The organism is Streptomyces sp. NPDC002640, assembly GCF_053592575.1.
In genome coordinates, this window is the sequence record NZ_JBSFVZ010000002.1 from 250,673 (window position 1) to 272,274 (window position 21,602).

A 21,602-nucleotide genomic window follows, 5' to 3' on the forward strand; every position below is an offset into this window, starting at 1 on the left:
CATAGACACCCATCGAACTAGCGGAACTCATTCTCGTCCAGTTGACGATAAGAGGCCGTGCGCTATATCGTCATGTTGACGAAAACGGTTCGACGGCTGGAGCCCCTCATGGCTGACATCATCAAGCGCCTCGGCATGCGCCACCTGCGGGGAACCCCCACCGCGCACATCCGGCACCACCGTTCCGGACGGCTGGTGCACGAGGGGCCCGGCATCAGCTTCTGGTACCGGTCGCTGACCGCCGCCCTCTCCGAGGTACCGGTGGACGACCGTGAGCTGGCGATGACGTTCCACGCCCGCACCGCGGACTTCCAGGACGTCACGGTCCAGGCCACGGTCACCTACCGGATCGGTGACCCCGCGGTCGCCGCCGAGCGGCTGGACTTCTCCATCGACCCGGACACCGGCGTCTGGCGCGGCTCGCCCCTGGAGCAACTGTCCACGCTGCTCACCGAGTCGGCGCAGCAGCAGGTGCTGGACGTGATGGCACGCACCCCGCTGGAGCGGGCGCTCGCGGACGGCGTGGGGCTGGTGCGGGAGAGGGTCGCCGCCGGGCTGGCCGCCGAGCCGCGGCTGCCGGCGACGGGCATCGAGATCGTCACCGTGCGGGTGGTGGCGCTGCGGCCCGAGCCCGAGGTGGAACGGGCGCTGCGCACCCCGGCGCGGGAGCGGATCCAGCAGGAGGCGGACCGCGCCACGTACGAGCGGCGTGCGGTGGCCGTGGAGCGGGAGCGCACCATCGCCGAGAACGAACTGGCCAGCAAGATCGAACTGGCCCGGCGGGAGGAGCAGTTGGTCGACCAGCACGGCACCAACGCCCGCCGCCAGGCGGAGGAGCAGGCGGCCGCCGACGCGGTACGGGCCGAGGCCGAGGCGGCGCGCACGGTGCGTCTGGCGCAGGCCCAGGCCCAGGCGGAACGGGAGACCGGCGCGGCCAAGGCCGAGGCGCAGGCCGCCTGGCTGCGGGTGCACGCCGAGGTCGACGCCGGGACGCTGCGGGCCCTCACCGGCATGCAGCTCGCCCAGCACGTGCCCGACATCGCGAACCTCACCGTCTCGCCGGACGTCCTCACCGGGCTGCTCTCCAAGCTGGCCGGCACGCAGCCCTCGGGGCCGGCCGCATGAGCCTCGCACCGCGCGCCGTGGTGGTGCACCGGGCCACCGAGTACGAGGAGCTGGTGGCCCGGCACGGCACCCACGGTCAGGCCGCGTTCTTCCTCGCCTCCCGCGGCCGGAACATCGACGAGGTCGCCGACCGTCACGCCCGCAACCACCGGGCGCTGGCAGAGGTGGCCGCGGCGGTGCCGCTGACCTGGCGGCAGGCGCGGGTGGAGCGGCGGGACGTGGACCGGTTCCTGTTCGCGCCGGAGGACGTGGTGGTCGTGGTCGGGCAGGACGGCCTGGTCGCCAACGTCGCCAAGTACCTGTCGGGGCAGCCGGTGATCGGCGTCGACACGGACCCGGGCCGCAACCCCGGTGTCCTGGTCCGGCACCGTCCCGACGCCGCGGGCCGGCTGCTGCGTCACGCGGCGCGGCCGTCGGCGCGGGCCGACGAGCTCACCATGGTGGAGGCGGTGGCGGACGACACGCAGCGGCTGACCGCCCTCAACGAGATCTACCTCGGCGCCCCCGGCCACCGCACCGCCCGCTACCGCCTGGGCCTCGACGCCCCCTCCCCCTCCGTGGAGTCGCAGGCGTCCTCCGGGGTCCTGGTCGGCACGGGCACGGGGGCGACGGGCTGGATCCGCTCCGTGTGGCAGGAACGCCCGGAGCCCGGCCGGCTCGCTCTCCCCGCCCCGACCGAGGACCGGCTCCTCTGGTACGTCCGCGAGGCCTGGCCCTCGCCGGGCACCGGCACCTCACTCGTCGCCGGCGAACTGACCGCCCGCGCCCGCCTCTCCCTCACCGTGGAGTCCGAGCACCTGGTGGCCTTCGGCGACGGCATGGAGGACGACGCCCTCGCCCTCACCTGGGGCCAGACCGTCCGCATCGGCGTCTGCGAGGACCGCCTGCGGCTGGTGTGAACACTTGGCAGGGCCCCCGCCCCACGTCAGGACTTCGGCACCGGGGGCGGATCGGCGGGGAGCACAGGCCCGTTTTCGCAGCCCACCTCGTCCACCATCACCCGTGCCGCGTGCAGGAGGTGCCGCAGGTGCTCCTCGTCGGTCGTGTCTTGCAGCAATTCGTCCCTGAAAAGCCCTTCAAGCGGCACCTGGGTTTCCTGCCCTTCGACAGTACCGGGAATTCGGCACCCGACTCGGACAACGTACTGGTCCCCCAGAGCCTTGCTCCGCAGGACTCCGAGTCGGACATCGTCGTTGACCGGCAGGTTCTCCACCGAATCGATCGGCTCTCCCGCAATCCACGACTGGTGCAGTTCCGAGATCGAGGGCCCGAACTCGATCGAAAAGGCGTCCCTATGGGGAACCTGGTCCTTGCGGACAAAACGGCAGAGCTCCAGGGTGGACAAGGTGCCGTCGGCGCTCGGACGCCATTCTTTGGCGATTCTTCTGAATCGGTCGACCGCGTCCGCTGTCGGCTCGTCGATCGTGATCCCGGTCCGGCCGGCCCCGGCATCACGCACCCAGGCAAGACCTTCCTCGCCGAGGAGCTTCTCACAGGTCTCCGGCGGTGCGGAGTTGGCGGTTCCCGCTGAGGACGCAGGTCTGTCAACCCCCTCCGGAGAACAGGAAGACAGTCCGGCAAGCAGTGCGGCGCACACAACAGCCCTCATGCTCCACAACTTCATCAATGACCCCTGACATTGTCTGTGTCGACCTCACTCATGCCATCGTTGTAGTAAGTCTTGGCATTGGCGATCAGTTGGTCCTTTTCGACCTGGCTCATACTCCCGCTGTCCATCAGGTTGTTGAGCGGAATCATGGCACTGTGCCTGCCCATGTCGAGTACGGTTCCAGTCTTCTCCACGGCCTCCTTGGTGTTGTCGTACTCGTTGTCGCGGAGCCATTCCGCGGTCTGGAGCCCTGACCATGTAGTGACAGCCCCACCTGCCGTTTCCAGGACCACCGGAATGATCAGGGCGCCTGGACCAGTCACAATCGACAGAGAGGAGCCCACACCCACCACGCTTCCCACGGCTGCCTCCACGGCGAAGTCCCGCCACGCGGCCTGCTCCTCGAGCATGACCTGCTGCTTCTCCTTTTCGTCGGCCATCTCTCGACCCAGTGCTTCCATTCGCGCTTCGTCGAGAATGCCGTGGACGCCAACGCCGACCAGGGCAGCCGCTTTCGCCGAGTCCAGGTCGTCGGGGTGTGAGGCTATGACACTGCTCCCGTACAACTGCTGCGCGGCGGACAACGAGTTATACGCGTCAGGATCAGCGGCGAGGGCGCCCAGGAAGTCGGCTGCCATCCCTCCTGGGATATCTCCCAGCCGGTACTTCTCCGCATGGAAGCGCAGTTCCCGTGCGGCATGGTCACCAGTGCCACCCCAGTCGGCCATCGAGTAGTTCAAGGTGTCCAAATGACCGACGGCGATCCTGGTCAAACTAGGCGTGATCCCCTCATGCTTCTCCACCGCGTCGGAGGTGCCATATGCCTCGATGACCTGCCGGAACAGAGCCAGTCGTTCATCTCGCGCGCGGATGTCGTCCGGGTCCTTCAGCGGCGGGGTCTGCGGGTCCAACTGGTCATGGGGGTAGCCCAGGGTCGCCGACTCCAGTGCGTGGCCCAGGTTGTCGAAGCCGTCGGTGTTCCCGGGCCACTTGCGGCCATGCTCCTCGTGGCCGACGAGGTACTCGAAGTTGCTGATCCGCTCGTCGTCCTTGCCGGTCTCCTGGTTGAAGAAGTCGAGTGAGGCCTCGGGGTTGTGGCCGAGGGCTTCGAGGAAGCCGGACATCGGGTCGTTGGGGTTCTTCTTGTCGTCCGGGTAATTGAGGGTGACACCGCTGAGCCAGGGTTCGCCGGATCCCCGGAACTTCTCGCGCTCGTGGGTGATGAGCGCTGTGCCGTAATCGTGGAGGAACTCGTCCTCGAAACGGCCCTTCTGCATCAGGCTGCTCATCACCTGGAAGCCTGTGGGCCCGATGGGAAGATCACCGGCGAGCTGCCGGGGGCCTGCGGCGATCAGGTCCTTCTTCCACTGCTCGACCGCCGGGCTGTCCCCGTACGAGGCGTTGGCGAGGGCCATGCTGAGGTTGTCCTGCAGCTTCGCCAGGAGCTTGGGGCGGTCCTTGTTCTCCGGCCCGTCGTTGTCGGCGATCTCCCGCCACATCATCAACGTCTGGTCCGCGCCGATGCCGGTGAAGAACGCCTCGGTGAAGCCGGGGTTGTCGCGGTGGAGGACGAGCGACCGGTTGAACGCCTCGAGTTGCTCGTCGCTCCAGCGCTTGTACTCGCCGGAGAGGATGTCCTTCTTCCACTTCTCGGCCTGCGCCTGCCCCTGCCGCATGTCGGCTTCCTTGAGGCTGCCCGCGCCCGCCCCGGAGAAGTCGTGCTGGTCCTTCATGATGGCGCGCAGGGCGTCCTTGGCGATGCGGTCGGTCTCGGTGGCCTCCCACAGGATGCGGGTGACTCGCTGCTTGGCGACCTCCATCTCCTCCTTCGAGGGCCTGACCACACCGGTCACCTCGCTGGGGGCGCTGGGACTGTTGTAGGTGATCGTGCCGTTGCCGGTGACGCCGATGTTCCGGCGGCCCAGCTCGGTGATCGCCGTGTCCAGGCTCTCCTTGTGCTTCGCCATCTGCGACGCGAGGTCGCTCAGAATGCCCAGGACGTCCTTCGCCTCCGCGGCCGCGTCGTCGAACTGTTTGGCCGTCCTGGTGACGAACTCCCGGGAGACGGTCGCGTTGACGCCTTCCCAGTCGGCGGCCTTGGCCTTGCTCTCCAGGTCGCGGGCGCTCACGTCACCGCTGCCGCCCGTGGCGAGTTTGGTGAGCTTGTCCGCCATGACTCGCCAGTCCGCGACGGCCTTGTCGAGATTGCCGAGGCGGAGGTGTCGGAGTTCCTCGACCGTCAGCGTCGCGATGTCCGCCATTCGCTGTCCCCCGTGCGTGTCACTTGATGTAGTCGGAGATCTTCGACAGCGGCTGCAGGTCGGCACCCGCGGCCCCGACGCCGCTTCCGGCCGCTTCGTCGTCGCCGCCGTGCTGTGAGCTGGTGAAGCTCAGGTGGTTGCGGATGTGGGAGCACGCGTCCAGCAGGACATGCAGCTTGGTGCTCCACACCTCGGCGAGTCGCAGCACCTGGTGGCCCGAGGCGAGGCCGTCGTTGGAAAGGCTCGTGCCTGCCGAGAACGTGGCGGGCCGCGCATGGTCCCCGTCCACCTGGAGACGTTGTCTCAGGTCGTCGGCGAGCCCGCCGAGGGCGCGGAGCTGCTGATGCCGGACCTTGAGGTCGGGGCCGCCGGAGCCTTGGGCGGCGGGAAGCTGGTTGAGCCGCATTCCGCCCGCCGTGGCCGCGGATGCTGTCGCATCCTTTTTCAGCTGCTCCCACTCGTTCCAGGTCATGCCGTCCCCCGTACCTCCCGTGATCCCGCCCGTACCGGCCGGTGCCACCAGTCGTACCAAGCACATCCGGTCGTTTCAGGGCGCTATGGCGATCCGGCCTGAACCTGTCCGTGGGTCGGCGCGCCTCCACGGCACGTCCACCGCCGACGGCGCTGGTGGAAGGCCCTGCCGAGGATCACCCGGGCGGGCGGGTCGGCGGGGCGGGGATGGCGTGACTCGTACGGGTGAAGCGGACGCGGGGGCCGGCACGGAAGGACGGTGGACGCGCCGAGGCCCGGCGTCCCGCGGAGTGCGGGAGGCCGGGCCTCGGGGTGGTACGGGCGGAGCGGGGTGGGTCAGTGGGCGTGACCGTGGCCGTGGCCGTGGCCGCCCGCCGCCGGCTCCTCCTCTTCCTTCTTCTCGACGACCAGGGTCTCGGTCGTGAGGAGCAGGGAGGCGATGGAGGCGGCGTTCTCCAGGGCGGAGCGGGTGACCTTGACCGGGTCGATGACGCCGGACTTGACCAGGTCGCCGTACTCGCCGGTGGCGGCGTTGTAGCCCTGGCCCTTCTCCATCTCCTTGACCTTGGAGACGATGACGTAGCCCTCGAGGCCGGCGTTCTCGGCGATCCAGCGCAGCGGCTCGACGACCGCGTTGCGGACCACGGCGACACCGGTGGCCTCGTCGCCGGACTTGTCGAGGTTGCCCTCGAGGATCTTGGCGGCGTGGACCAGCGCGGAGCCACCACCGGAGACGATGCCCTCCTCGACCGCGGCGCGGGTCGCGGAGATGGCGTCCTCCAGACGGTGCTTCTTCTCCTTCAGCTCCACCTCGGTGGCGGCGCCGACCTTGATCACGCACACGCCGCCGGCCAGCTTGGCGAGGCGCTCCTGGAGCTTCTCGCGGTCCCAGTCGGAGTCCGTGGTGTCGATCTCGGCCTTGATCTGCGCGACGCGGCCCTGCACATCCTCGGAGGAGCCGGCGCCGTCGACGATGGTGGTGTCGTCCTTGGTGACGGTCACGCGGCGGGCGGAGCCGAGCACCTCGAGGCCGACCTGGTCGAGCTTGAGGCCGACCTCCTCGGCGATGACCTGGGCGCCCGTGAGGACGGCCATGTCCTGCAGCATCGCCTTGCGGCGGTCACCGAAGCCGGGGGCCTTGACCGCGACGGCGTTGAACGTGCCGCGGATCTTGTTGACCACGAGGGTCGACAGGGCCTCGCCCTCGACGTCCTCGGCGATGATCAGCAGCGGCTTCGAGGCGTTGGTCTGGATGATCTTCTCGAGCAGCGGCAGGAGGTCCTGGATGGAGGAGATCTTGCCCTGGTTGATCAGGATGTACGGGTCCTCGAGGACCGCCTCCATGCGCTCCTGGTCCGTCACGAAGTACGGGGACAGGTAGCCCTTGTCGAAGGCCATGCCCTCGGTGAAGTCCAGCTCCAGACCGAAGGTGTTGGACTCCTCGACGGTGATGACACCGTCCTTGCCGACCTTGTCCATCGCCTCGGCGATGAGCTCGCCGACCTGCTTGTCCTGGGCGGACAGGGCGGCGACGGCGGCGATGTCGGACTTCTCGTCGATCGGACGGGCGGTGGCGAGGAGGTCCTCGGACACGGCCTTGACCGCGGCGTCGATGCCCTTCTTCAGGGCGGCCGGGGAGGCGCCGGCGGCGACGTTGCGCAGACCCTCGCGGACCAGCGCCTGGGCGAGCACGGTCGCGGTGGTCGTACCGTCACCGGCGATGTCGTTGGTCTTGGTCGCGACCTCCTTCACCAGCTGGGCGCCGAGGTTCTCGTACGGGTCCTCGATCTCCACCTCACGGGCGATGGTGACGCCGTCGTTGGTGATGGTCGGGGCGCCGAACTTCTTGTCGATGACGACGTTGCGGCCCTTGGGGCCGATCGTCACCTTGACCGTGTCGGCCAGCTTGTTGACGCCGCGCTCGAGGGCGCGACGGGCGTCCTCGTCGAACTTCAGGATCTTCGCCATGGGAGCGGTTCAGCCCTCTCGGGAGAAATGCGGTGTATCGCCGGTGTGTCTGAGCGGTACGAAGTCTTGGAAAGCGAACTGCGCCCCGGCGCCCGGCTTATGGCGCGGGGGCCCGGGGCGCAGCTCGGTGCTTCTGGTGCTTCTGGGAAGCGGGGTGAAATTACTTCTCGATGACCGCGAGGACGTCGCGGGACGAGAGGACGAGGTACTCCTCGCCGTTGTACTTCACCTCGGTGCCGCCGTACTTGCTGTAGAGCACGATGTCGCCGACCTTGACGTCGAGCGGCAGGCGCTCGCCGTTCTCGAAGCGACCCGGGCCCACGGCCAGGATGACGCCCTCCTGGGGCTTCTCCTTGGCGGTGTCCGGAATGACCAGGCCAGAGGCCGTGGTCTGCTCGGCGTCCAGCGGCTGGACCACGATGCGGTCCTCGAGCGGCTTGATGGCAACCTTGGAGCTGGCGGTCGTCACGATCCGACCTCCCCCTTCGGAGATCTCACGGGGTTAACTGTCTGAGGTGGCGACCAGGTCGATCCGTCGTCGCGGGTGCCGGACCTGCCCGTCGCTTGTTGGCACTCACCTGGGGCGAGTGCCAAGGCTGAGACTATGACCGGGGTTAGCACTCGGTCAAGCGGAGTGCCAATTTCTCGGCGGGTTGCGTGGAAACGGCGGTGCGGAGGGGGCGTTCCCGGCCCCCGCCCCGCGCGCGCCGCCCCGCCCGCCGCCCCGCGCACCGCACGCCGCGCGCCGCCTCTGGGGCTCGCCCCGAGCCCGCCCCGAGCCCGCCGCGCGGCCCGCGGCGGCCGACGGGGAGAATGGGACGGTGAGTGAGACCGTGGCCGCGTTCGCGGCGCTGCTGAGCCCCGAGGGCCGCGCCCTCCTCGACGAGGTGCGCGACGTCGCCCCCGGCGGGGAACTCGCCGCCGCCACCCGGCTGCGCCGGACCCACTCCCCCGAGCTGGTGTCGGCCGCCCTCACCCAGGCCCGCCTGCGCGCCCGCGCCGCCGCGAAGTTCGGCCCGGACGACGCCCGGCGGATGTTCTTCACCCCCAACGGCGTCGAGCAGTCCACCCGCGCCTCGGTGGCCGCCCACCGTGCCGAACGGTTCGCCGCCCTCGGCGTCCGGTCCGTCGCCGACCTCTGCGGCGGCATCGGCGGCGACGCCCTCGCGCTGGCCCGGGCCGGCATCCGCGTGCTGGCCGTCGACCGGGACCCGCTGACCGCCGCCGTGGCCCGGGCCAACGCCGAGGCGCTGGGCCTGGCGGACCTGATCGAGGTGCGGGAGGCCGACGTCACCGAGGTGGACACCGCCCCCTTCGACGCCGTGTTCGTCGACCCGGCGCGCCGCGGCGGACGGGGGCGGATCTTCGACCCCGAGGCCTACTCCCCGCCGCTGTCCTGGGCGGTGGGGGCCGCCCGCGGCGCCTCCCGGGCCGCCGCGCTGAAGGTGGCCCCGGGCATCCCGCACGAGGCGGTGCCCGAGGACGCCGAGGCGGAGTGGATCTCGGACGGCGGCGACGTCAAGGAGGCCGTCCTCTGGTTCGGGGAGGCGGCCCGCCCCGGCGGGGTGTGCGCAACGCTGCTGCCCGGCCCCCGGCGGCTGCTCGGCCGGGGCCTGCCGGACCCGGCGGTCCGCCCCGTCGGGCGGTACCTGTACGAGCCGGACGGGGCGGTCATCCGCGCCCACCTGGTCGCCGAGGTGGCCGAGGAGGTCGGCGGCGGGCTGATCGACGGGACCATCGCCTTCGTCACCTCCGACGAACTCCGCCCCACCCCGTACGCCACCGGGTACGAGATCACCGACGCGCTCCCCTTCAACGTGAAGAAGCTCAAGGCGCTGCTGCGGGAACGCGAGGTCGGCACGCTCACCGTGAAGAAGCGCGGCTCGGCGGTCGAGCCGGAGGAGCTCCGCCGCAAGGCGCTCCCCAAGCCGCAGGGGCGTGCCGCGGTCACGGTCTTCCTGACCCGCGCCGCGGGCGCCCCGGTGATGCTCCTGGGACAGCCGCTGCCGCGCTGACGCCGGCGCCCGGGCGGGCACCGCACGCGCCCGCCGCCCCCGGCAGCCGCCCGGTCGGCCTGGCACCGGTCACCCGTCACCCATCACGGGTCACCGGCCACCGGCCACCGGCGGAGAAACGTTACTGCGGCGCTGTCCCGGGCGCGGAGGGCGACCGGGTCGAGGCCCCGGACGGCGACCGGGTCGAGGGCCCGTACGACGGCCCTGCCGGGGTCGCGGACGCCCCCGGCCCCGAGGGCTCCGGCACGACGGCGGGCGCCCCCGGGAGCAGGGAAGCCCACAGCTCCCCCGCCTCCGGCTCGTCGGGCACCACCCGGTTCCGGTCGAACGGCGCGGGCACCACCGGGAGGGTCACCGTCCGGACGGACGCGGGGGTGAGACCGCTCAGGCTGCGCGCGAACCCCGCGAGTTCCTCCAGCGAGTCCAGCCCGGTGTCGGCGGTCAGGCCGGAGGTGGCCGCGTCCGCCACCTGGTACAGCCGCACCGGGTCGGTCAGGAGGTCGGCCCGCTCGACCTGTTCCATCAGTGCCCTGACCAGCTGCTGCTGCAGGCCTATCCGCCCCAGGTCGCTGCCGTCCCCGACGCCGTGGCGGGTGCGGGCCAGGGCCAACGCGTCCTCGCCGTACAGGTGGTGGACCCCGGCGTCGACGTGCAGGTGGCTCAGGTCGTCGTCGATGGGCTCGGCGAGCTCGACCGTGACGCCGCCCAACGCGTCGACCAGGTTCGCGAACCCGGCGAAGTCGACCTCCAGGTAGTGGTCCATCGGCACGCCCGACAGGGCTTCCACGGTCTTCACCGCGCAGACCGGACCCCCCACCGCGTAGGCGCTGTTGAACATCACCCCCTGGGCCGCCGCCGTGGTGCCGCCGTCCGGCAGCGGACAGGCCGGACGGGTCACCAGGGTGTCACGCGGTATGGAGACCACCGTCGCGGAGGTCCGCCCCTCCGCCAGGTGCACCACCATCGCGGTGTCCGCCCGGGCGCTGCCCGGGCTGCCGCCGCCCAGGCGCCGGTTCTCCTCGCCGTCGCGCGAGTCGGAGCCCAGCAGCAGGATGTTCAGCGCCCCGCCGCCGCCCTCCGCCGAGCCCTGCGACGCCCCCGCGGACTGCATCGGCATGCCCACCGGCGCGTGCGGCCGGTCGTCACCCAGCGCCGCGTCGATGTCGACACTGCGGATGTTGCCGTCCAGGTGCCAGTAGGCCCAGCCGCCCCCCACGGCGGCGAGCACCAGCACTCCCCCGAGCGTGTACCGGACGGCCCTGACCCAGCGCCTGTTCGGCGTCCGGGCGGCGGCTCCCCGGCCACGCTCCCCGCTCCCCTTGGTCCCCTCGTTCTCGCTCACGAGCCTGAACATAAGTCCGAATAGGCCCGGTACGGAACCTTCCGCCGGAGAAGCCGGGGGGACCGCCTTCGAAAGTTTCGAAGGAAATCGGCGACTCAGGAACCCCCGCCGGGCGGCGGAGCGGTGCTGCTGCGCACCACGAGACTGGTCGCGAGCTCCATCCGCGCGCCCGCCGACGGCTTTTCCTCGCGCCCGAGTTCGAGAACCATCCGGGTGGCCGCCTCCGCCATCTCGGTCAGCGGCTGCCGGACGGTGGTCAGCGGCGGGCCCACCCAGCGGGCCACCGGCAGATCGTCGAACCCGACCACGCTCAGGTCGTCGGGGATCCGCAGCCCCAGTTCGCGCGCGGCCTCGTACAGGCCCAGCGCCTGGAGGTCGTTGCCCGCGAAGACGGCCGTCGGCCGGTTCTCGCGGCGCAGCAGGTCGAGGCCGAGCCGGTAGCCCGCCTCGTGGTGGAAGTCGCCGTCCAGGATCAGACCGGGGTCCACGGCCAGCCCGGCCGTCTCCAGGGCGGCGCGGTAGCCGTCCACGCGGGCGCGAGCGCACATCATCCGGGTGGGGCCGCTGATCGCGCCGATCCGGGTGTGGCCCAGCTCCACCAGGTGCCGGGTGGCGGACAGCCCGCCCTGCCAGTTGGTGGCGCCCACCGAGGGGACCTCCGCGCCGGGGTCTCCGGCCGGGTCCATCACCACGAACGGGATGGACCGGCTGGTGAGCAGGGTCCGCTGACTCTCGTCCAGCCCCGACAGCACGAGGATCACGCCGTGCGGCCGGCGGGCCGCCACCTGGTCCGCCCAACTCCCGCCGGGCGTATGGCGTCCGGCGCTCTCGGAGAGCACCACGCTCAGCCCGGCACGCCGCGCCGCCCGCTCCACGCCGCGGATGACCTCCATGGCCCAGGCGCTCTCCAGCTCGTGGAAGACGAGCTCGACGAGCGGGGACCGGGAGGCGTCCGCGCGGCGCCTGCGATAACCGTGGCTGCGCAGCAGGCGCTCCACCCGGGAGCGGGTCGCCGGAGCCACGTCGGCCCTGCCGTTGAGGACTTTCGAAACTGTCGGAGCGGACACACCGGCCGCCCGTGCGATCTCGGCAAGCGTCGCTGTGCGCCCTTGCCGGGGCACGGAGGGGGTTTCGGCGGATTCCGGAGTCGTCATGGTTCGGGATCGTATATCTGCGCAACCTCTTGACGAACCCCCCTGGCGCGCTTAGGTTCCCAAAACATTCGCGGCATCGATCGAAACCTTCGAAGGAAGTATCAAAGCATCTCCACCGGACGAGCCGTGAGCCGCAGAACGGGCAGCTCCGCGAACGCCCCGCCCCCGTCCCTTTTGCGGTCAACGACGACCGCTTCTTCCGAGGAGTACGAGTCCCATGGAGTCCTACAACAGGCGTTGGTTCCTGGGCGTCGGCGGCGCCACTCTGCTCACCGCCGGCCTCACCGCCTGCGGCTCGGACGGCAGCGGTGACACCGACAGCAAGGACGGGACACTCACGGCGTTCGTCTGGGGCGACGACGCCGCGCGGATCCAGGAGGCGGCGATCCAGCGCTTCAACGAGTCCGCCGCGGCGAAGAAGTCCGGCGCGACCATCAAGCTGCAGCGCATACCGGGCAGCGACTACACCGCCAAGCTGCGCACCGCGATGGGCTCGCCGAGCGCGCCCGACCTGTTCTTCAACTGGGGCGGCGGCTCGATCAAGGCGTACGTGGACGAGGACCAGATCATCGACCTCCACGACATCATCGAGTCCACGCCGGAGTTGAAGAACGGTTTCCTGCCCTCGGTCATCCAGTCCGGCGCCCTCGACGGCCGCCCGTACGGCATTCCGATGCGCGGCATGCAGCCCGTGCTGATGTTCTTCAACAAGAAGGTGTTCGCGCAGAACGGCATCGAGCCGCCCACCACCTGGGGCGGCATGCTCGACGTCAACCGGAGGCTCAAGGCCCGCGGGATCACGCCGTTCGCGCTGGGCGGCGCGGACAAGTGGACCGAGCTGATGTGGGTGGAGTACCTGGTGGACCGCATCGGCGGTCCCGAGGTCTTCCGCGCCATCCAGTCCGGCGACCCCGCCGGCTGGGGCGACCCGGCGGTCCTGCGGGCGGCCGAGGAGATCAAGGACCTGGTCGACGGCCAGGCCTTCGGCAAGGGCTTCGGCTCCGTCCAGTACAACAACGGCGGCGCCTCGGCCCTGCTCGCCACGGGCAAGGCCGCCATGCACCTGATGGGCTCCTGGGAGTACTCGACCCAGCTGGGCAAGTTCGAGGACTTCGCCAGGAAGGACCTCGGCTGGTTCGTCTTCCCGGCCTACGAGGGCGGCGCGGGCGACATCAAGAACGTCGTGGGCAACCCGAGCAACTACTGGTCGGTGAGCTCCCGCACCGAGAACCGGGAGGCGGTGATCGCGTTCCTGAAGACCTGTGCGTCGGAGGAGTACGCCAAGGCGCTGGTCGCCAACGGCGACATCCCCACCACCTCCAACGCCGCCGTGCTGCTGGAGAACTCGCCCAACCCGGAGTTCGCCACCTTCCAGTACGAACTCGTGGAGAGTGCCCCGGCGTTCACCCTCAGCTGGGACCAGGCCGTCAAGCCGGACTGGTCCGCGCCGATGCTCACCGAGATCGACAAGCTCTTCCTGGGCAGGTCCACGCCCAAGGAATTCGTCGACGCGCTGAAGGGGCTCACGTGACCGGGTCGGTCACCACGTACGCCGGCGCAGCGCCCAGGAGCGGCGTGCGGGCGACCCGGGCGGGTCGGCCGCACGCCTCCTGGGCGCTGCCCGGCGTGCTGGTCTGCGTCCTCTTCGCCGTCCTGCTCACCGGGGTGAGCCACCACCCGTCCGGCACGGCGGTCGCCGCCCTCGGCGTCGTTGCCATCGTTGTCGGGCTCCCGGTGACGCCCGCCCCGCGCTCCCCTGTCCCCCCGGTCCGAGGAACCGTGTGTCCTCGGACCGGGTCTGTACAACTACGTCAGCCAGTTCGGGGGCGACGTCCCCGCGCTGTTGGCCTCCGTCGTTCCTTCCGGCGTGCCGATCCTCGCCGTTCACCTGGTGGCCCGGCGGGCCCTGGTGAGCGGGTCGATGGGCGTCGGCGGCAAGTAACACTTTTCTCTCAGGAGCATCATGACCGCCCCCTGGCGCGATTCCGCACTGACCGCCGAAGCCCGTGTCGACGACCTTCTCTCCCGGATGACCCTGGAGGAGAAGGCCGCACAGCTCTATGGAGTGTGGGTCGGCGCCTCGACGGACACTGAAGCGGGCGTGGCCCCGCACCAGCACGAGATGGCCACCGACTGGGACTGGGACGAGGTGATCGCCCACGGCCTGGGCCAGATCACCCGTTCCTACGGCACCGCCCCGATCGCACCGGACGAGGGCGCCCGCGCGCTCGCCCGGGCGCAGCGGACCATCATGGCCGCCAACCGGTTCGGCATCCCGGCCGTCGCGCACGAGGAGTGCCTGGCCGGCTTCACCGCGTGGGGCGCGACCGCGTACCCCGTGCCGCTCGCCTGGGGCGCCTCCTTCGACCCCGAGCTGGTCGAGGAGCTGGGCCGCCGCGTCGGCGACGACCTCGCCGCGGCCGGCGTCCAGCAGGGACTCGCGCCCGTCCTGGACGTCGTGCGCGACGCGCGCTGGGGCCGGGTGGAGGAGACCGTCGGCGAGGACCCGTACCTGGTCGGCACCATCGCCTCGGCCTACGTCCGGGGCCTGGAGTCCACCGGGGTGATCGCCACCCTGAAGCACTTCGCCGGCTACGCCTCGTCGGCGGGGGCCCGCAACCACGCGCCGGTGCGCGCCGGGGTGCGGGAGATCGCCGACGTCACGCTGCCCCCGTTCGAGCACGGTCTGCGGCACGGCGGGGCGCGGTCGGTGATGGCCGCCTACACGGAGATCGACGGCGTGCCCTCCCACTCCGACGCCTCCCTGCTGACCGGACTGCTGCGGGAGAAGTGGGGCTTCACCGGCACCGTGGTCGCCGATTACTTCGGTGTCGGCTTCCTGAACAGCCTGCAGCGGGTGGCGGACGGCCTGGGCGACGCCGCGCGCGTGGCCCTGGAGGCCGGTGTCGACGTCGAGCTGCCGACGCTGCACTGCTACGGCAAGCCGCTGGTCGAGGCCGTGCGCGAGGGCCGGCTTCCCGAGGCCCTGGTGGACCGGGCGGCCCGTCGGGTGCTGCTGCAGAAGTGCGAGCTGGGGCTGCTGGACGAGGGCTGGTCGCCGGAGCCGCGAGGCTCCCTCGACCTGGACTCCCCGGGCAACCGTGCGCTGGCCCGCCGGCTCGCGGACGAGTCGGTGGTGCTGCTCGCCAACGGCGGCGGCGTCCTGCCGCTGGCCCCGTCCGGCCCGTCGGCGGTGCGCCGCATCGCGGTGATCGGCCCGCGGGCCGACGACGCGATGGCGATGCTGGGCTGCTACTCCTTCCCCTCGCACGTGCTGCCGCACCACCCCGACACCGAGCTGGGCGTGGAGATCCCCACCGTGCTCGAGTCCCTCCGCGACGAGTTCCCGGACGCCGCCGTGGAGTTCGCCGCCGGGTGCGACGTCCAGGACGCCGACACGTCCGGGTTCGCGGACGCCGCGGCGCTGGCCTCCTCCTCGGACGTGGTCGTGGCCGTGCTGGGCGACCGGGCCGGTCTCTTCGGCCGGGGCACCTCGGGCGAGGGCTGCGACGCCGCCGACCTGGCCCTGCCGGGCGTCCAGGGCGAGCTGCTGGACGCGCTGTTGGAGACCGGCAGGCCGGTGGTGCTGGTGCTGCTCACCGGGCGGCCGTACGCGCTGGGCCGCTGGGCGGACCGGCTGGCCGGCGTCGTGCAGGCCTTCTTCCCCGGCGAGGAGGGCGGCCCCGCCGTGGCGGGCGTGCTGTCCGGGCGGGTGACCCCCTCGGGCCGCCTCCCCGTCAGCGTGCCGCGCGACCCGGGCGGACAGCCGTGGACCTACCTCCAGCCGCCGCTGGGCCTGGCCAACGACATCACCAACCTGGATCCGACGCCGCTGTACCCCTTCGGCCACGGCCTGTCGTACACGACGTTCGCCTGGGACCGCTTCGAGTCCCCGGCCTCCGGCCCCCGCATCGGCACCGACGGCGCCTACGAGGTGTCGGTGACCGTCCGCAACGACGGTGACCGGAGCGGCGCCGAGGTGGTGCAGCTGTACCTGCACGACCCCGTCGCCTCGGTCACCCGGCCGGACGTCCGGCTGATCGGCTACCGGCGCCTGGAGCTGGCCCCCGGCGAGGCCCGCCGGGTGACCTTCCGCTTCCACGCCGACCTCGCGTCGTTCACCGGCCGCGACGGCGTCCGGATCGTCGAGCCCGGCAGGCTGGAGCTCCGCCTCGCCACGTCCTCGGCGGACGTGCGGCACGTCTTCCCGCTCACCCTGGACGGCGAGGTCCGGGAGGTCGGGTACGACCGGGAGCTGCTCTGCGCGACGGAGGTCACCAAGGCGGAGTAGGCCCGAGGCCGAGCAGGCCCTGGGCGTCCGCCGGGCGTCCCCTCGGGCGTCTCCTCAGGCGTCCCTGCGGGCGTCCTCGTCCTCGCAGTAGACGAAGGCCAGCCCGCTGATCGGCTCGCCGTCGGCGGCCGGGTTGTCGAGCACGACCCGCCAGCCGTCGGCGCCGAGCCGCTGGGAGACACCGACCACCAGGCCGGGCTCGGCGGTGGACCAGCCGCCGGAGACCGCGACCATGCCCTCCGGGCAGACGGCGACGCTCTCCCCGGTCCCGCCCGGGGCCACCTCCACCACCTCGCCGACCACCTCGGTGAGACCGTCCGGCGTCTCACAGGCGCCGCCCGGCACGGCGGCGCCCGGGGCGGCGGCGCGCGGGGCGGCGCCCGCCTGTGTGACGGGTGCGGCGGCACCGGCCGCCTGGTCCGGACGCGCGCCGTCCGGCCCGGGCTGCGGCAGCGGCCGGTCGTCGCACCGGTCCCACTCGCCCTCGCAGCCCCGCGCCGCCCGGTCGCCGAGGCCCCACAGGGTGAACCAGGAGGCGAGCGCCCCGCCGCCCCCGTTCTCCCGGCGCCGGTCGCCGTCCTCCTCGCACCTGTCGCCGGCGGCCGGGGCCGGCACCGCGGCCCGCGGCTGCTCCGCTGCCACCGCGCCGCCGGCCGCTCCGCAGGCCAGCGCGACGGCCAGCGACGCCGACACCCCGCCGGCGGCCCACACGGCGCGGCGGCGCCGCGGCCTCCCGTGTCCAGAAGTCATCTGCTCTCCCGCGTCTCGTTCGTCGGTCTGCGAGGAAGCTGTGACCTGCGGTGGTCCGGGTCACTCAGGGGCACTGGGCCAGGCGAGCTAAAAATCGTCTGATCGGCCCGGACGGTCCCCCGGATGGCCCCGGCACAGCCCGCACCGGCCCGCGCCGGCCCGACCCGGCACGGCCCGCCCCTGGGCGGCGAGGCGTTCAGGCGGCCGAACGGTACGGGCAGGGCGGCTCGGCGCCCGTCCGCGGGCGCCGCCCCGGTATCGCGCGGGCGACCCGCCGGGGCTCCGCCCCGCACTCACCGCAGCGCGGCGCCGGTGGCGCGACCTCCGCCGACCGCGAGGCCTCCCTCAGCGCCTCGGTGGTGGCCACCAGCACATCGCGCAGCAGCACAGGTTCGCGACTGCGAGTCTTGCTCCGCTCGTCCCACATCGCCGACCCCCTACGGGCGGCCCGGCCCTACGTCCGGGTCATCGACAGCACCTGGTGGGATCTTCGCATCCGCCACTGACAACGCCCGGAACACGAGACGAACGTTCAGGACCCCGGGCCGCCGAGCACGGCCCGGACGAAGGCGTCGGGCGGCAGGTACTGGTGCGCCTCGACGTAGTGCGCGACCAGTTCCGGGGCCGCGTAGGCGACCCCGTCGCCCACCGCCCTGATCTCCGCGCTGCCGCGCGGGCAGTCGGGGCCGGCCCGCAGCAGCCGCATCGAGCACCAGGGGCAGAGGTGGAAACCGCGGGTCTGCTGCGCCCGGTGGGTGCGCGTCCGCTCCCACAGCGCGTCCACCAGGCCCTGCGGGGCGGTGCCCTTGCGGTAGCGCCGGGCGGCGCTCAGCCAGCCGACGTTGACCAGCGGGAGCCCGTGCCACGGCCGGGCCGCCTCGGTTCCCGGCCCGCCGGGCGGGAGGAAGGTGTACGGCGTGAGGTCGGCGTAGTAGGGCACCGGGGCGTCACTCCGTCCCGAGCGACTCGAACCGCCAGCGGTGCACCGCGCGGGAGACCAGGCCGGGGGGAGGCTCGGGGAGCTCCGGCAGCGGCTCGTGCAGGCCGGCGTCCCACCAGGTGACGACGAGGACGCGGTCCTGCGCGGCCCGGAAGGTCTCGCGGCGCAGCGGTTCGCGCGGCAGCCCCTGCTCCCGCGCCCAGCCGAGCAGTTCCTCGCCGCGGCCCTCGACCGCCCGGGCCTCCCACATCAGCGCGACCGTCACGAGTACAGGTTCTCCTTCGACAGTTCGTGCACATGGTCGTGGGAGTGGGCGTGCCCGTGTCCGTGTCCGTGCCCGTGCCCGGCCTCCGGGTCGGGCACGTGCGGCTCGGTCACCGGCAGCGAGGAGTCCGCCGACAGGTCCCACGCGGAGGCGGCCCGCCCGCGCGCCACCATCTCGGCGCCGAGGGCGGCGACCATCGCGCCGTTGTCGGTGCACAGCTTGGGGCGGGGCACCCGCAGCCGGATGCCGGCCTTCTCGCACCGCTCCTGGGCCAGCGCCCGCAGCCGGGAGTTGGCCGCGACGCCGCCGCCGATCATCAGGTGGTCGACGCCCTCGTCCTTGCAGGCGCGCACCGCCTTGCGGGTGAGCACGTCCACCACGGCCTCCTGGAAGGAGGCGGCGACGTCCCGCACCGGGACCTCCTCGCCCGCCGCCCGCCGGGCCTCGATCCAGCGGGCCACCGCCGTCTTGAGGCCGGAGAAGGAGAAGTCGTAGGCGGGGTCGCGGGGGCCGGTCAGACCGCGCGGGAAGGGGATGGCGTTCGGGTCGCCCTCCTTGGCGTACCGGTCGATCACCGGACCGCCGGGGAAGCCGAGGTTCAGCACCCGGGCGATCTTGTCGAAGGCCTCGCCGGCCGCGTCGTCGATGGTGGCGCCCATCGGCCGGACGTCGGAGGTGATGTCGGACGACAGCAGCAGCGAGGAGTGGCCGCCGGAGACCAGCAGCGCCATGGTCGGCTCGGGCAGCGGCCCGTGCTCGAGCTGGTCCACGCAGATGTGCGAGGCCAGGTGGTTGACGCCGTAGAGCGGCTTGCCCAGCGCGTAGGCGTACGCCTTGGCGGCGGAGACGCCGACCAGGAGCGCGCCCGCGAGGCCCGGGCCCGCGGTGACCGCGATGCCGTCGAGGTCCTTGGCGCTGACGCCGGCCTCCTGGAGCGCCCGTTGGATGGTGGGCACCATCGCCTCCAGGTGCGCCCGTGAGGCGACCTCGGGCACCACGCCGCCGAAGCGGGCGTGCTCGTCGACGCTGGAGGCGACGGCGTCGGCCAGCAGGGTGGTGCCGCGGACGATGCCGACGCCGGTCTCGTCGCAGGAGGTCTCGATGCCGAGGACGAGGGGCTCGTCCCGCAGGTCAGCCATGGTTCGGGGTTCCTTGTGCAGCGGAGGGGGTGACGGCGGAGGAGGGGGCGGACGCCGGGTCGGTCAGGCGCATCACCAGCGCGTCGACGTTGCCGGGCTGGTAGTAGCCGCGGCGGAAGCCGATCGGTTCGAAGCCGAACCGCTCGTAGAGCCGCTGGGCGCGGACGTTGTCGACCCGGACCTCCAGCATCACCTCGTGGCACTCGAAGTCGGTGGCAGCGCGGAGCAGTTCGACGAGCAGGCGGCTGCCGAGGCCGGTGCCCTGGTGGCCGGGCGCGACGGCGATGGTCTGGACGTCGCCCTGGTCGCCGGCGGCGGCGAGCCCCGCGTAGCCGACCAGCCGGCCGTCCGGGGCCTCGGCGACCACGTACCGGCGGGTGGCGCCGGGCCCGCGGGAGTGGGCGAGCTCCGACCAGAACATCCCGCGGGACCAGGCGTCCTCCGGGAAGAGCTCCTTCTCCAGCGTCAGCACCGGGTCGATGTCCCACCAGCGCATCTCGCGGATCGCCGCGGTGGGCGCCGGGGCGTCCGGCACGGTGTTCACTGCGGCGCTCACCGGGGGGTGACCACCTTGTAGTTCTTGGGGACCTGGGCGTCCGGGCGCCGCAGGTAGAGCGGGCGCGGCGCCGGAAGCTCCTCGCCGCGGGCCAGCCGCTCGGCGGCGAGCGAGGCCAGCGCGGCCGCGGAGACGTGCTCGGGTCCGTGCACGTCCGGGAAGGTGTCGGGGTAGAGCAGCGCGCCGGCGCCGACGGCGGGCATGCCGGCGACCTGCTCCGCGATGTCGGCCGGGCGGTCGACGGCGGGGTCGGTGAGCCGGGTGCGGGAGTCGGTGTAGCGCGCCCAGTAGACCTCCTTGCGCCGGGCGTCGGTCGCCACGACGAAGGGGCCGTCGATGTCGGCGGCCCAGGCCAGCCCGTCCAGCGTGCACACGCCGTGGACGGGGACGCCGAGCGCCAGGCCGAAGGTGTCCGCGGTCATCAGGCCGACGCGCAGTCCGGTGTAGGGGCCGGGCCCGATGCCGACGACGATGCCGGTGACGGCGTCGAGCCCGACGCCCGCCGCGCCGAGGACCCGGTCGACGGTGGGCAGCAGCAGCTCTCCGTGGCGGCGCGCGTCCACCTGGCTCGACGAGGCGACGACGTCCGTCCCGTCGTGCAGGGCGGCGGTGACGGCGGGGGTTGCGGTATCCAGAGCGAGCAAGAGCACGCGAACAGCCTACGGCTCCCGGGCCGCCCGCACGGCCTCGCGGGGCTCGGACCACCCCCGCTGCTAACGTCGCGCATACATACGACTGCGCAGAGTGATGGTTCGACGAGCGAGGGAGACCGGCGGTGGCGGTCCGCAGCGGGGTGTTGGTGGGGGTACTGACGGGCGCGGCGTTGACCACGGTGGTGGTGCTCGGGCTCCAGGCGAACGCGAACGTGCCGCCGGCCCTGCGCGCGCCGGGCCCCCCGGCGGCCGCCGGAACCGCGCCCGCCCCCGAGCCGCCGGGACCGCGCGGGCTGCCCGCCCGCTCCGGGCGCGGGGAACGGGTCGTGTACTCGCTGGGGCAGGACCGGGTGTGGCTGGTGGACGCCCGGGGCGGGGTGCGGCGGGTCTTCCGCGTGGTGCCCGGCGCGGTGGACCCGGCGCCGGGGACGTACACGGTGACCTCGCGGTCGCTGCGCGGGGTCGGGGCGGACGGGGCGCCCATCGAGCACGTGGTCCGGTTCGCGGACGTGCGGGGCGTGGTGGTCGGCTTCAGCGCGCCCCGTGGCGGCGGCGCGGTGGCGGGGACCCCCGCGCCGGGCACCGGCGGGATCCGCGAGGCCCGGCCGGACGGCCTCGCCATGTGGGACTTCGCGGTGCTGGGCGGGCGGGTGGTCGTCGTCCGGTGACGGGCGCCGCCGCCCGTGTCGCACGTTCGCCCGAGTGTTCGCCCGAGCCTTCACCCGGGCGTTCACCGGGGCGTTCACCGGGGTTTCCGACACCGCGTCGGGAAGATATTGCGCGCCGCCCGGCGGGCGTGGTTAGGTCTACCTAACCACGCCCGCCCTCGGGATCCCAGGAGGCGTCATGCTCTTTCCGGTTGCCGGCCCCGACACCACGGAGCGTCGCGCGGACGCCGCGCCGGCGGACGCGGTCGCGCGCGGGGCCGCCGCCGTGTCCATGCGGGACCTGCTCGCGTCCTGCGCGGCGGCCCACGCCGTCTCCTCGCCGCCGAGCCCCGACCGCCCCGCCGCGGACCCCCGGGCCACTCCCGCCACCCGCACCACCCGCGAGGCGGCCTGAG

21 protein-coding genes and 1 pseudogene are annotated in these 21,602 nt (G+C 72.5%); 8 read left to right on the forward strand and 14 right to left on the reverse strand.

Annotated elements, in window-relative coordinates; all coding sequences use genetic code 11:
* Positions 1-108: 108 nt before the first annotated feature.
* Entirely contained in the window at positions 109-1,125 is a 1,017-nt protein-coding gene (locus ACWD3O_RS03710; RefSeq protein ID WP_451414751.1) for an SPFH domain-containing protein, read from the forward strand.
* Positions 1,122-2,024 carry a hypothetical protein gene (locus tag ACWD3O_RS03715; protein ID WP_451414752.1) on the forward strand — a complete coding sequence of 301 codons (903 nt, stop codon included), beginning with the start codon at positions 1,122-1,124 and terminating at the stop codon, positions 2,022-2,024. Before ACWD3O_RS03710 ends, ACWD3O_RS03715 begins: the two co-directional genes overlap by 4 nt.
* A 26-nt stretch (positions 2,025-2,050) precedes the next feature.
* Here ACWD3O_RS03715 and ACWD3O_RS03720 read toward each other — a convergent pair whose 3' ends face one another.
* From ACWD3O_RS03720 to groES, 5 genes are all read right to left on the reverse strand, one after another.
* Positions 2,051-2,584 (reverse strand): hypothetical protein, encoded by a 534-nt coding sequence (locus ACWD3O_RS03720; RefSeq protein WP_451414753.1) that lies wholly within the window; start codon positions 2,582-2,584, stop codon positions 2,051-2,053.
* A gap of 164 nt (positions 2,585-2,748) precedes the next feature.
* Complete coding sequence (locus ACWD3O_RS03725; RefSeq protein ID WP_451414754.1) at positions 2,749-4,995, reverse strand: hypothetical protein; 2,247 nt, start codon at positions 4,993-4,995, stop codon at positions 2,749-2,751.
* 19 nt (positions 4,996-5,014) lie between these two features.
* A complete protein-coding gene (locus ACWD3O_RS03730) occupies positions 5,015-5,467 on the reverse strand; it encodes a hypothetical protein (protein ID WP_451410536.1) in 453 nt (150 codons plus the stop codon).
* Positions 5,468-5,802: 335 nt separating this feature from the next.
* Positions 5,803-7,434, reverse strand: coding sequence for a chaperonin GroEL (gene groL / locus ACWD3O_RS03735; protein WP_451410537.1), 1,632 nt, complete (start codon positions 7,432-7,434; stop codon positions 5,803-5,805).
* 160 nt (positions 7,435-7,594) lie between these two features.
* Entirely contained in the window at positions 7,595-7,903 is a 309-nt protein-coding gene (groES, locus tag ACWD3O_RS03740; protein ID WP_031477499.1) for a co-chaperone GroES, read from the reverse strand.
* A gap of 352 nt (positions 7,904-8,255) precedes the next feature.
* On the opposite strand from groES, the gene ACWD3O_RS03745 reads away from it, so the two are divergent.
* A complete protein-coding gene (locus tag ACWD3O_RS03745; protein ID WP_451410538.1) occupies positions 8,256-9,449 on the forward strand; it encodes a THUMP-like domain-containing protein in 1,194 nt (397 codons plus the stop codon).
* A gap of 121 nt (positions 9,450-9,570) precedes the next feature.
* Here the strand turns inward: ACWD3O_RS03745 and ACWD3O_RS03750 are convergent, their stop codons facing one another.
* Positions 9,571-10,803, reverse strand: a complete 1,233-nt coding sequence (locus tag ACWD3O_RS03750) for an LCP family protein (protein ID WP_451414755.1) — start codon at positions 10,801-10,803, stop codon at positions 9,571-9,573.
* A gap of 83 nt (positions 10,804-10,886) precedes the next feature.
* Complete coding sequence (locus tag ACWD3O_RS03755) at positions 10,887-11,945, reverse strand: LacI family DNA-binding transcriptional regulator (protein WP_451410540.1); 1,059 nt, start codon at positions 11,943-11,945, stop codon at positions 10,887-10,889.
* A 217-nt stretch (positions 11,946-12,162) separates the two neighbouring features.
* On the opposite strand from ACWD3O_RS03755, the gene ACWD3O_RS03760 reads away from it, so the two are divergent.
* The gene (locus ACWD3O_RS03760) at positions 12,163-13,476 is read left to right on the forward strand and encodes an ABC transporter substrate-binding protein (protein ID WP_451414756.1); all 1,314 of its coding nucleotides are present in this window, start codon (positions 12,163-12,165) and stop codon (positions 13,474-13,476) included.
* Here the strand turns inward: ACWD3O_RS03760 and ACWD3O_RS03765 are convergent.
* A complete protein-coding gene (locus ACWD3O_RS03765) occupies positions 13,469-13,663 on the reverse strand; it encodes a hypothetical protein (protein WP_451414757.1) in 195 nt (64 codons plus the stop codon). The two genes, ACWD3O_RS03760 and ACWD3O_RS03765, sit on opposite strands and share 8 nt — an antisense overlap.
* A gap of 47 nt (positions 13,664-13,710) precedes the next feature.
* Between ACWD3O_RS03765 and ACWD3O_RS03770 the strand changes: the two are divergent.
* Positions 13,711-13,887 (forward strand): annotated as a pseudogene (locus ACWD3O_RS03770) (carbohydrate ABC transporter permease); the annotation flags it as partial.
* 18 nt (positions 13,888-13,905) lie between these two features.
* Positions 13,906-16,236 carry a beta-xylosidase/alpha-l-arabinosidase gene (locus ACWD3O_RS03775; protein WP_451410665.1) on the forward strand — a complete coding sequence of 777 codons (2,331 nt, stop codon included), beginning with the start codon at positions 13,906-13,908 and terminating at the stop codon, positions 16,234-16,236.
* A 54-nt stretch (positions 16,237-16,290) separates the two neighbouring features.
* Here the strand turns inward: ACWD3O_RS03775 and ACWD3O_RS03780 are convergent, their stop codons facing one another.
* The 6 genes from ACWD3O_RS03780 to tsaB form a co-directional block, all read right to left on the reverse strand.
* Positions 16,291-16,986, reverse strand: coding sequence for a hypothetical protein (locus tag ACWD3O_RS03780; protein ID WP_451414758.1), 696 nt, complete (start codon positions 16,984-16,986; stop codon positions 16,291-16,293).
* Positions 16,987-17,518: 532 nt separating this feature from the next.
* Positions 17,519-17,926, reverse strand: coding sequence for a DUF7919 family protein (locus tag ACWD3O_RS03785; RefSeq protein WP_451410544.1), 408 nt, complete (start codon positions 17,924-17,926; stop codon positions 17,519-17,521).
* A 7-nt stretch (positions 17,927-17,933) separates the two neighbouring features.
* The gene (locus ACWD3O_RS03790) at positions 17,934-18,191 is read right to left on the reverse strand and encodes a hypothetical protein (protein WP_451414759.1); all 258 of its coding nucleotides are present in this window, start codon (positions 18,189-18,191) and stop codon (positions 17,934-17,936) included.
* Positions 18,188-19,330 carry a tRNA (adenosine(37)-N6)-threonylcarbamoyltransferase complex transferase subunit TsaD gene (gene tsaD, locus ACWD3O_RS03795; protein WP_451414760.1) on the reverse strand — a complete coding sequence of 381 codons (1,143 nt, stop codon included), beginning with the start codon at positions 19,328-19,330 and terminating at the stop codon, positions 18,188-18,190. Before tsaD ends, ACWD3O_RS03790 begins: the two co-directional genes overlap by 4 nt.
* Positions 19,323-19,826, reverse strand: coding sequence for a ribosomal protein S18-alanine N-acetyltransferase (gene rimI, locus ACWD3O_RS03800; RefSeq protein ID WP_451410666.1), 504 nt, complete (start codon positions 19,824-19,826; stop codon positions 19,323-19,325). Before rimI ends, tsaD begins: the two co-directional genes overlap by 8 nt.
* Before the next feature lie 56 nt (positions 19,827-19,882).
* Positions 19,883-20,536, reverse strand: a complete 654-nt coding sequence (gene tsaB, locus ACWD3O_RS03805; protein ID WP_451414761.1) for a tRNA (adenosine(37)-N6)-threonylcarbamoyltransferase complex dimerization subunit type 1 TsaB — start codon at positions 20,534-20,536, stop codon at positions 19,883-19,885.
* A 125-nt stretch (positions 20,537-20,661) separates the two neighbouring features.
* Between tsaB and ACWD3O_RS03810 the strand changes: the two genes are divergently transcribed.
* Positions 20,662-21,207, forward strand: coding sequence for a hypothetical protein (locus ACWD3O_RS03810; protein WP_451410548.1), 546 nt, complete (start codon positions 20,662-20,664; stop codon positions 21,205-21,207).
* Between the two features lie 178 nt (positions 21,208-21,385).
* On the forward strand, positions 21,386-21,601 hold the full coding sequence (locus ACWD3O_RS03815) for a hypothetical protein (protein ID WP_451410549.1): 216 nt from the start codon (positions 21,386-21,388) through the stop codon (positions 21,599-21,601).
* Position 21,602: the final 1 nt, after the last annotated feature.

Coding starts and splice junctions, on each gene's coding strand:
- ACWD3O_RS03710 (WP_451414751.1), top strand. CDS start 109: ATGGCTGACATCATCAAGCGCCTCGGCATGCGCCACCTGCGGGGAACC.
- ACWD3O_RS03715 (WP_451414752.1), top strand. CDS start 1,122: ATGAGCCTCGCACCGCGCGCCGTGGTGGTGCACCGGGCCACCGAGTAC.
- ACWD3O_RS03725 (WP_451414754.1), bottom strand. CDS start 4,995: ATGGCGGACATCGCGACGCTGACGGTCGAGGAACTCCGACACCTCCGC.
- ACWD3O_RS03730 (WP_451410536.1), bottom strand. CDS start 5,467: ATGACCTGGAACGAGTGGGAGCAGCTGAAAAAGGATGCGACAGCATCC.
- groL (WP_451410537.1), bottom strand. CDS start 7,434: ATGGCGAAGATCCTGAAGTTCGACGAGGACGCCCGTCGCGCCCTCGAG.
- ACWD3O_RS03750 (WP_451414755.1), bottom strand. CDS start 10,803: ATGTTCAGGCTCGTGAGCGAGAACGAGGGGACCAAGGGGAGCGGGGAG.
- ACWD3O_RS03755 (WP_451410540.1), bottom strand. CDS start 11,945: ATGACGACTCCGGAATCCGCCGAAACCCCCTCCGTGCCCCGGCAAGGG.
- ACWD3O_RS03760 (WP_451414756.1), top strand. CDS start 12,163: ATGGAGTCCTACAACAGGCGTTGGTTCCTGGGCGTCGGCGGCGCCACT.
- ACWD3O_RS03765 (WP_451414757.1), bottom strand. CDS start 13,663: ATGGCAACGACGCCGAGGGCGGCGACCGCCGTGCCGGACGGGTGGTGG.
- ACWD3O_RS03780 (WP_451414758.1), bottom strand. CDS start 16,986: ATGACTTCTGGACACGGGAGGCCGCGGCGCCGCCGCGCCGTGTGGGCC.
- tsaD (WP_451414760.1), bottom strand. CDS start 19,330: ATGGCTGACCTGCGGGACGAGCCCCTCGTCCTCGGCATCGAGACCTCC.
- rimI (WP_451410666.1), bottom strand. CDS start 19,826: ATGCGCTGGTGGGACATCGACCCGGTGCTGACGCTGGAGAAGGAGCTC.
- ACWD3O_RS03815 (WP_451410549.1), top strand. CDS start 21,386: ATGCTCTTTCCGGTTGCCGGCCCCGACACCACGGAGCGTCGCGCGGAC.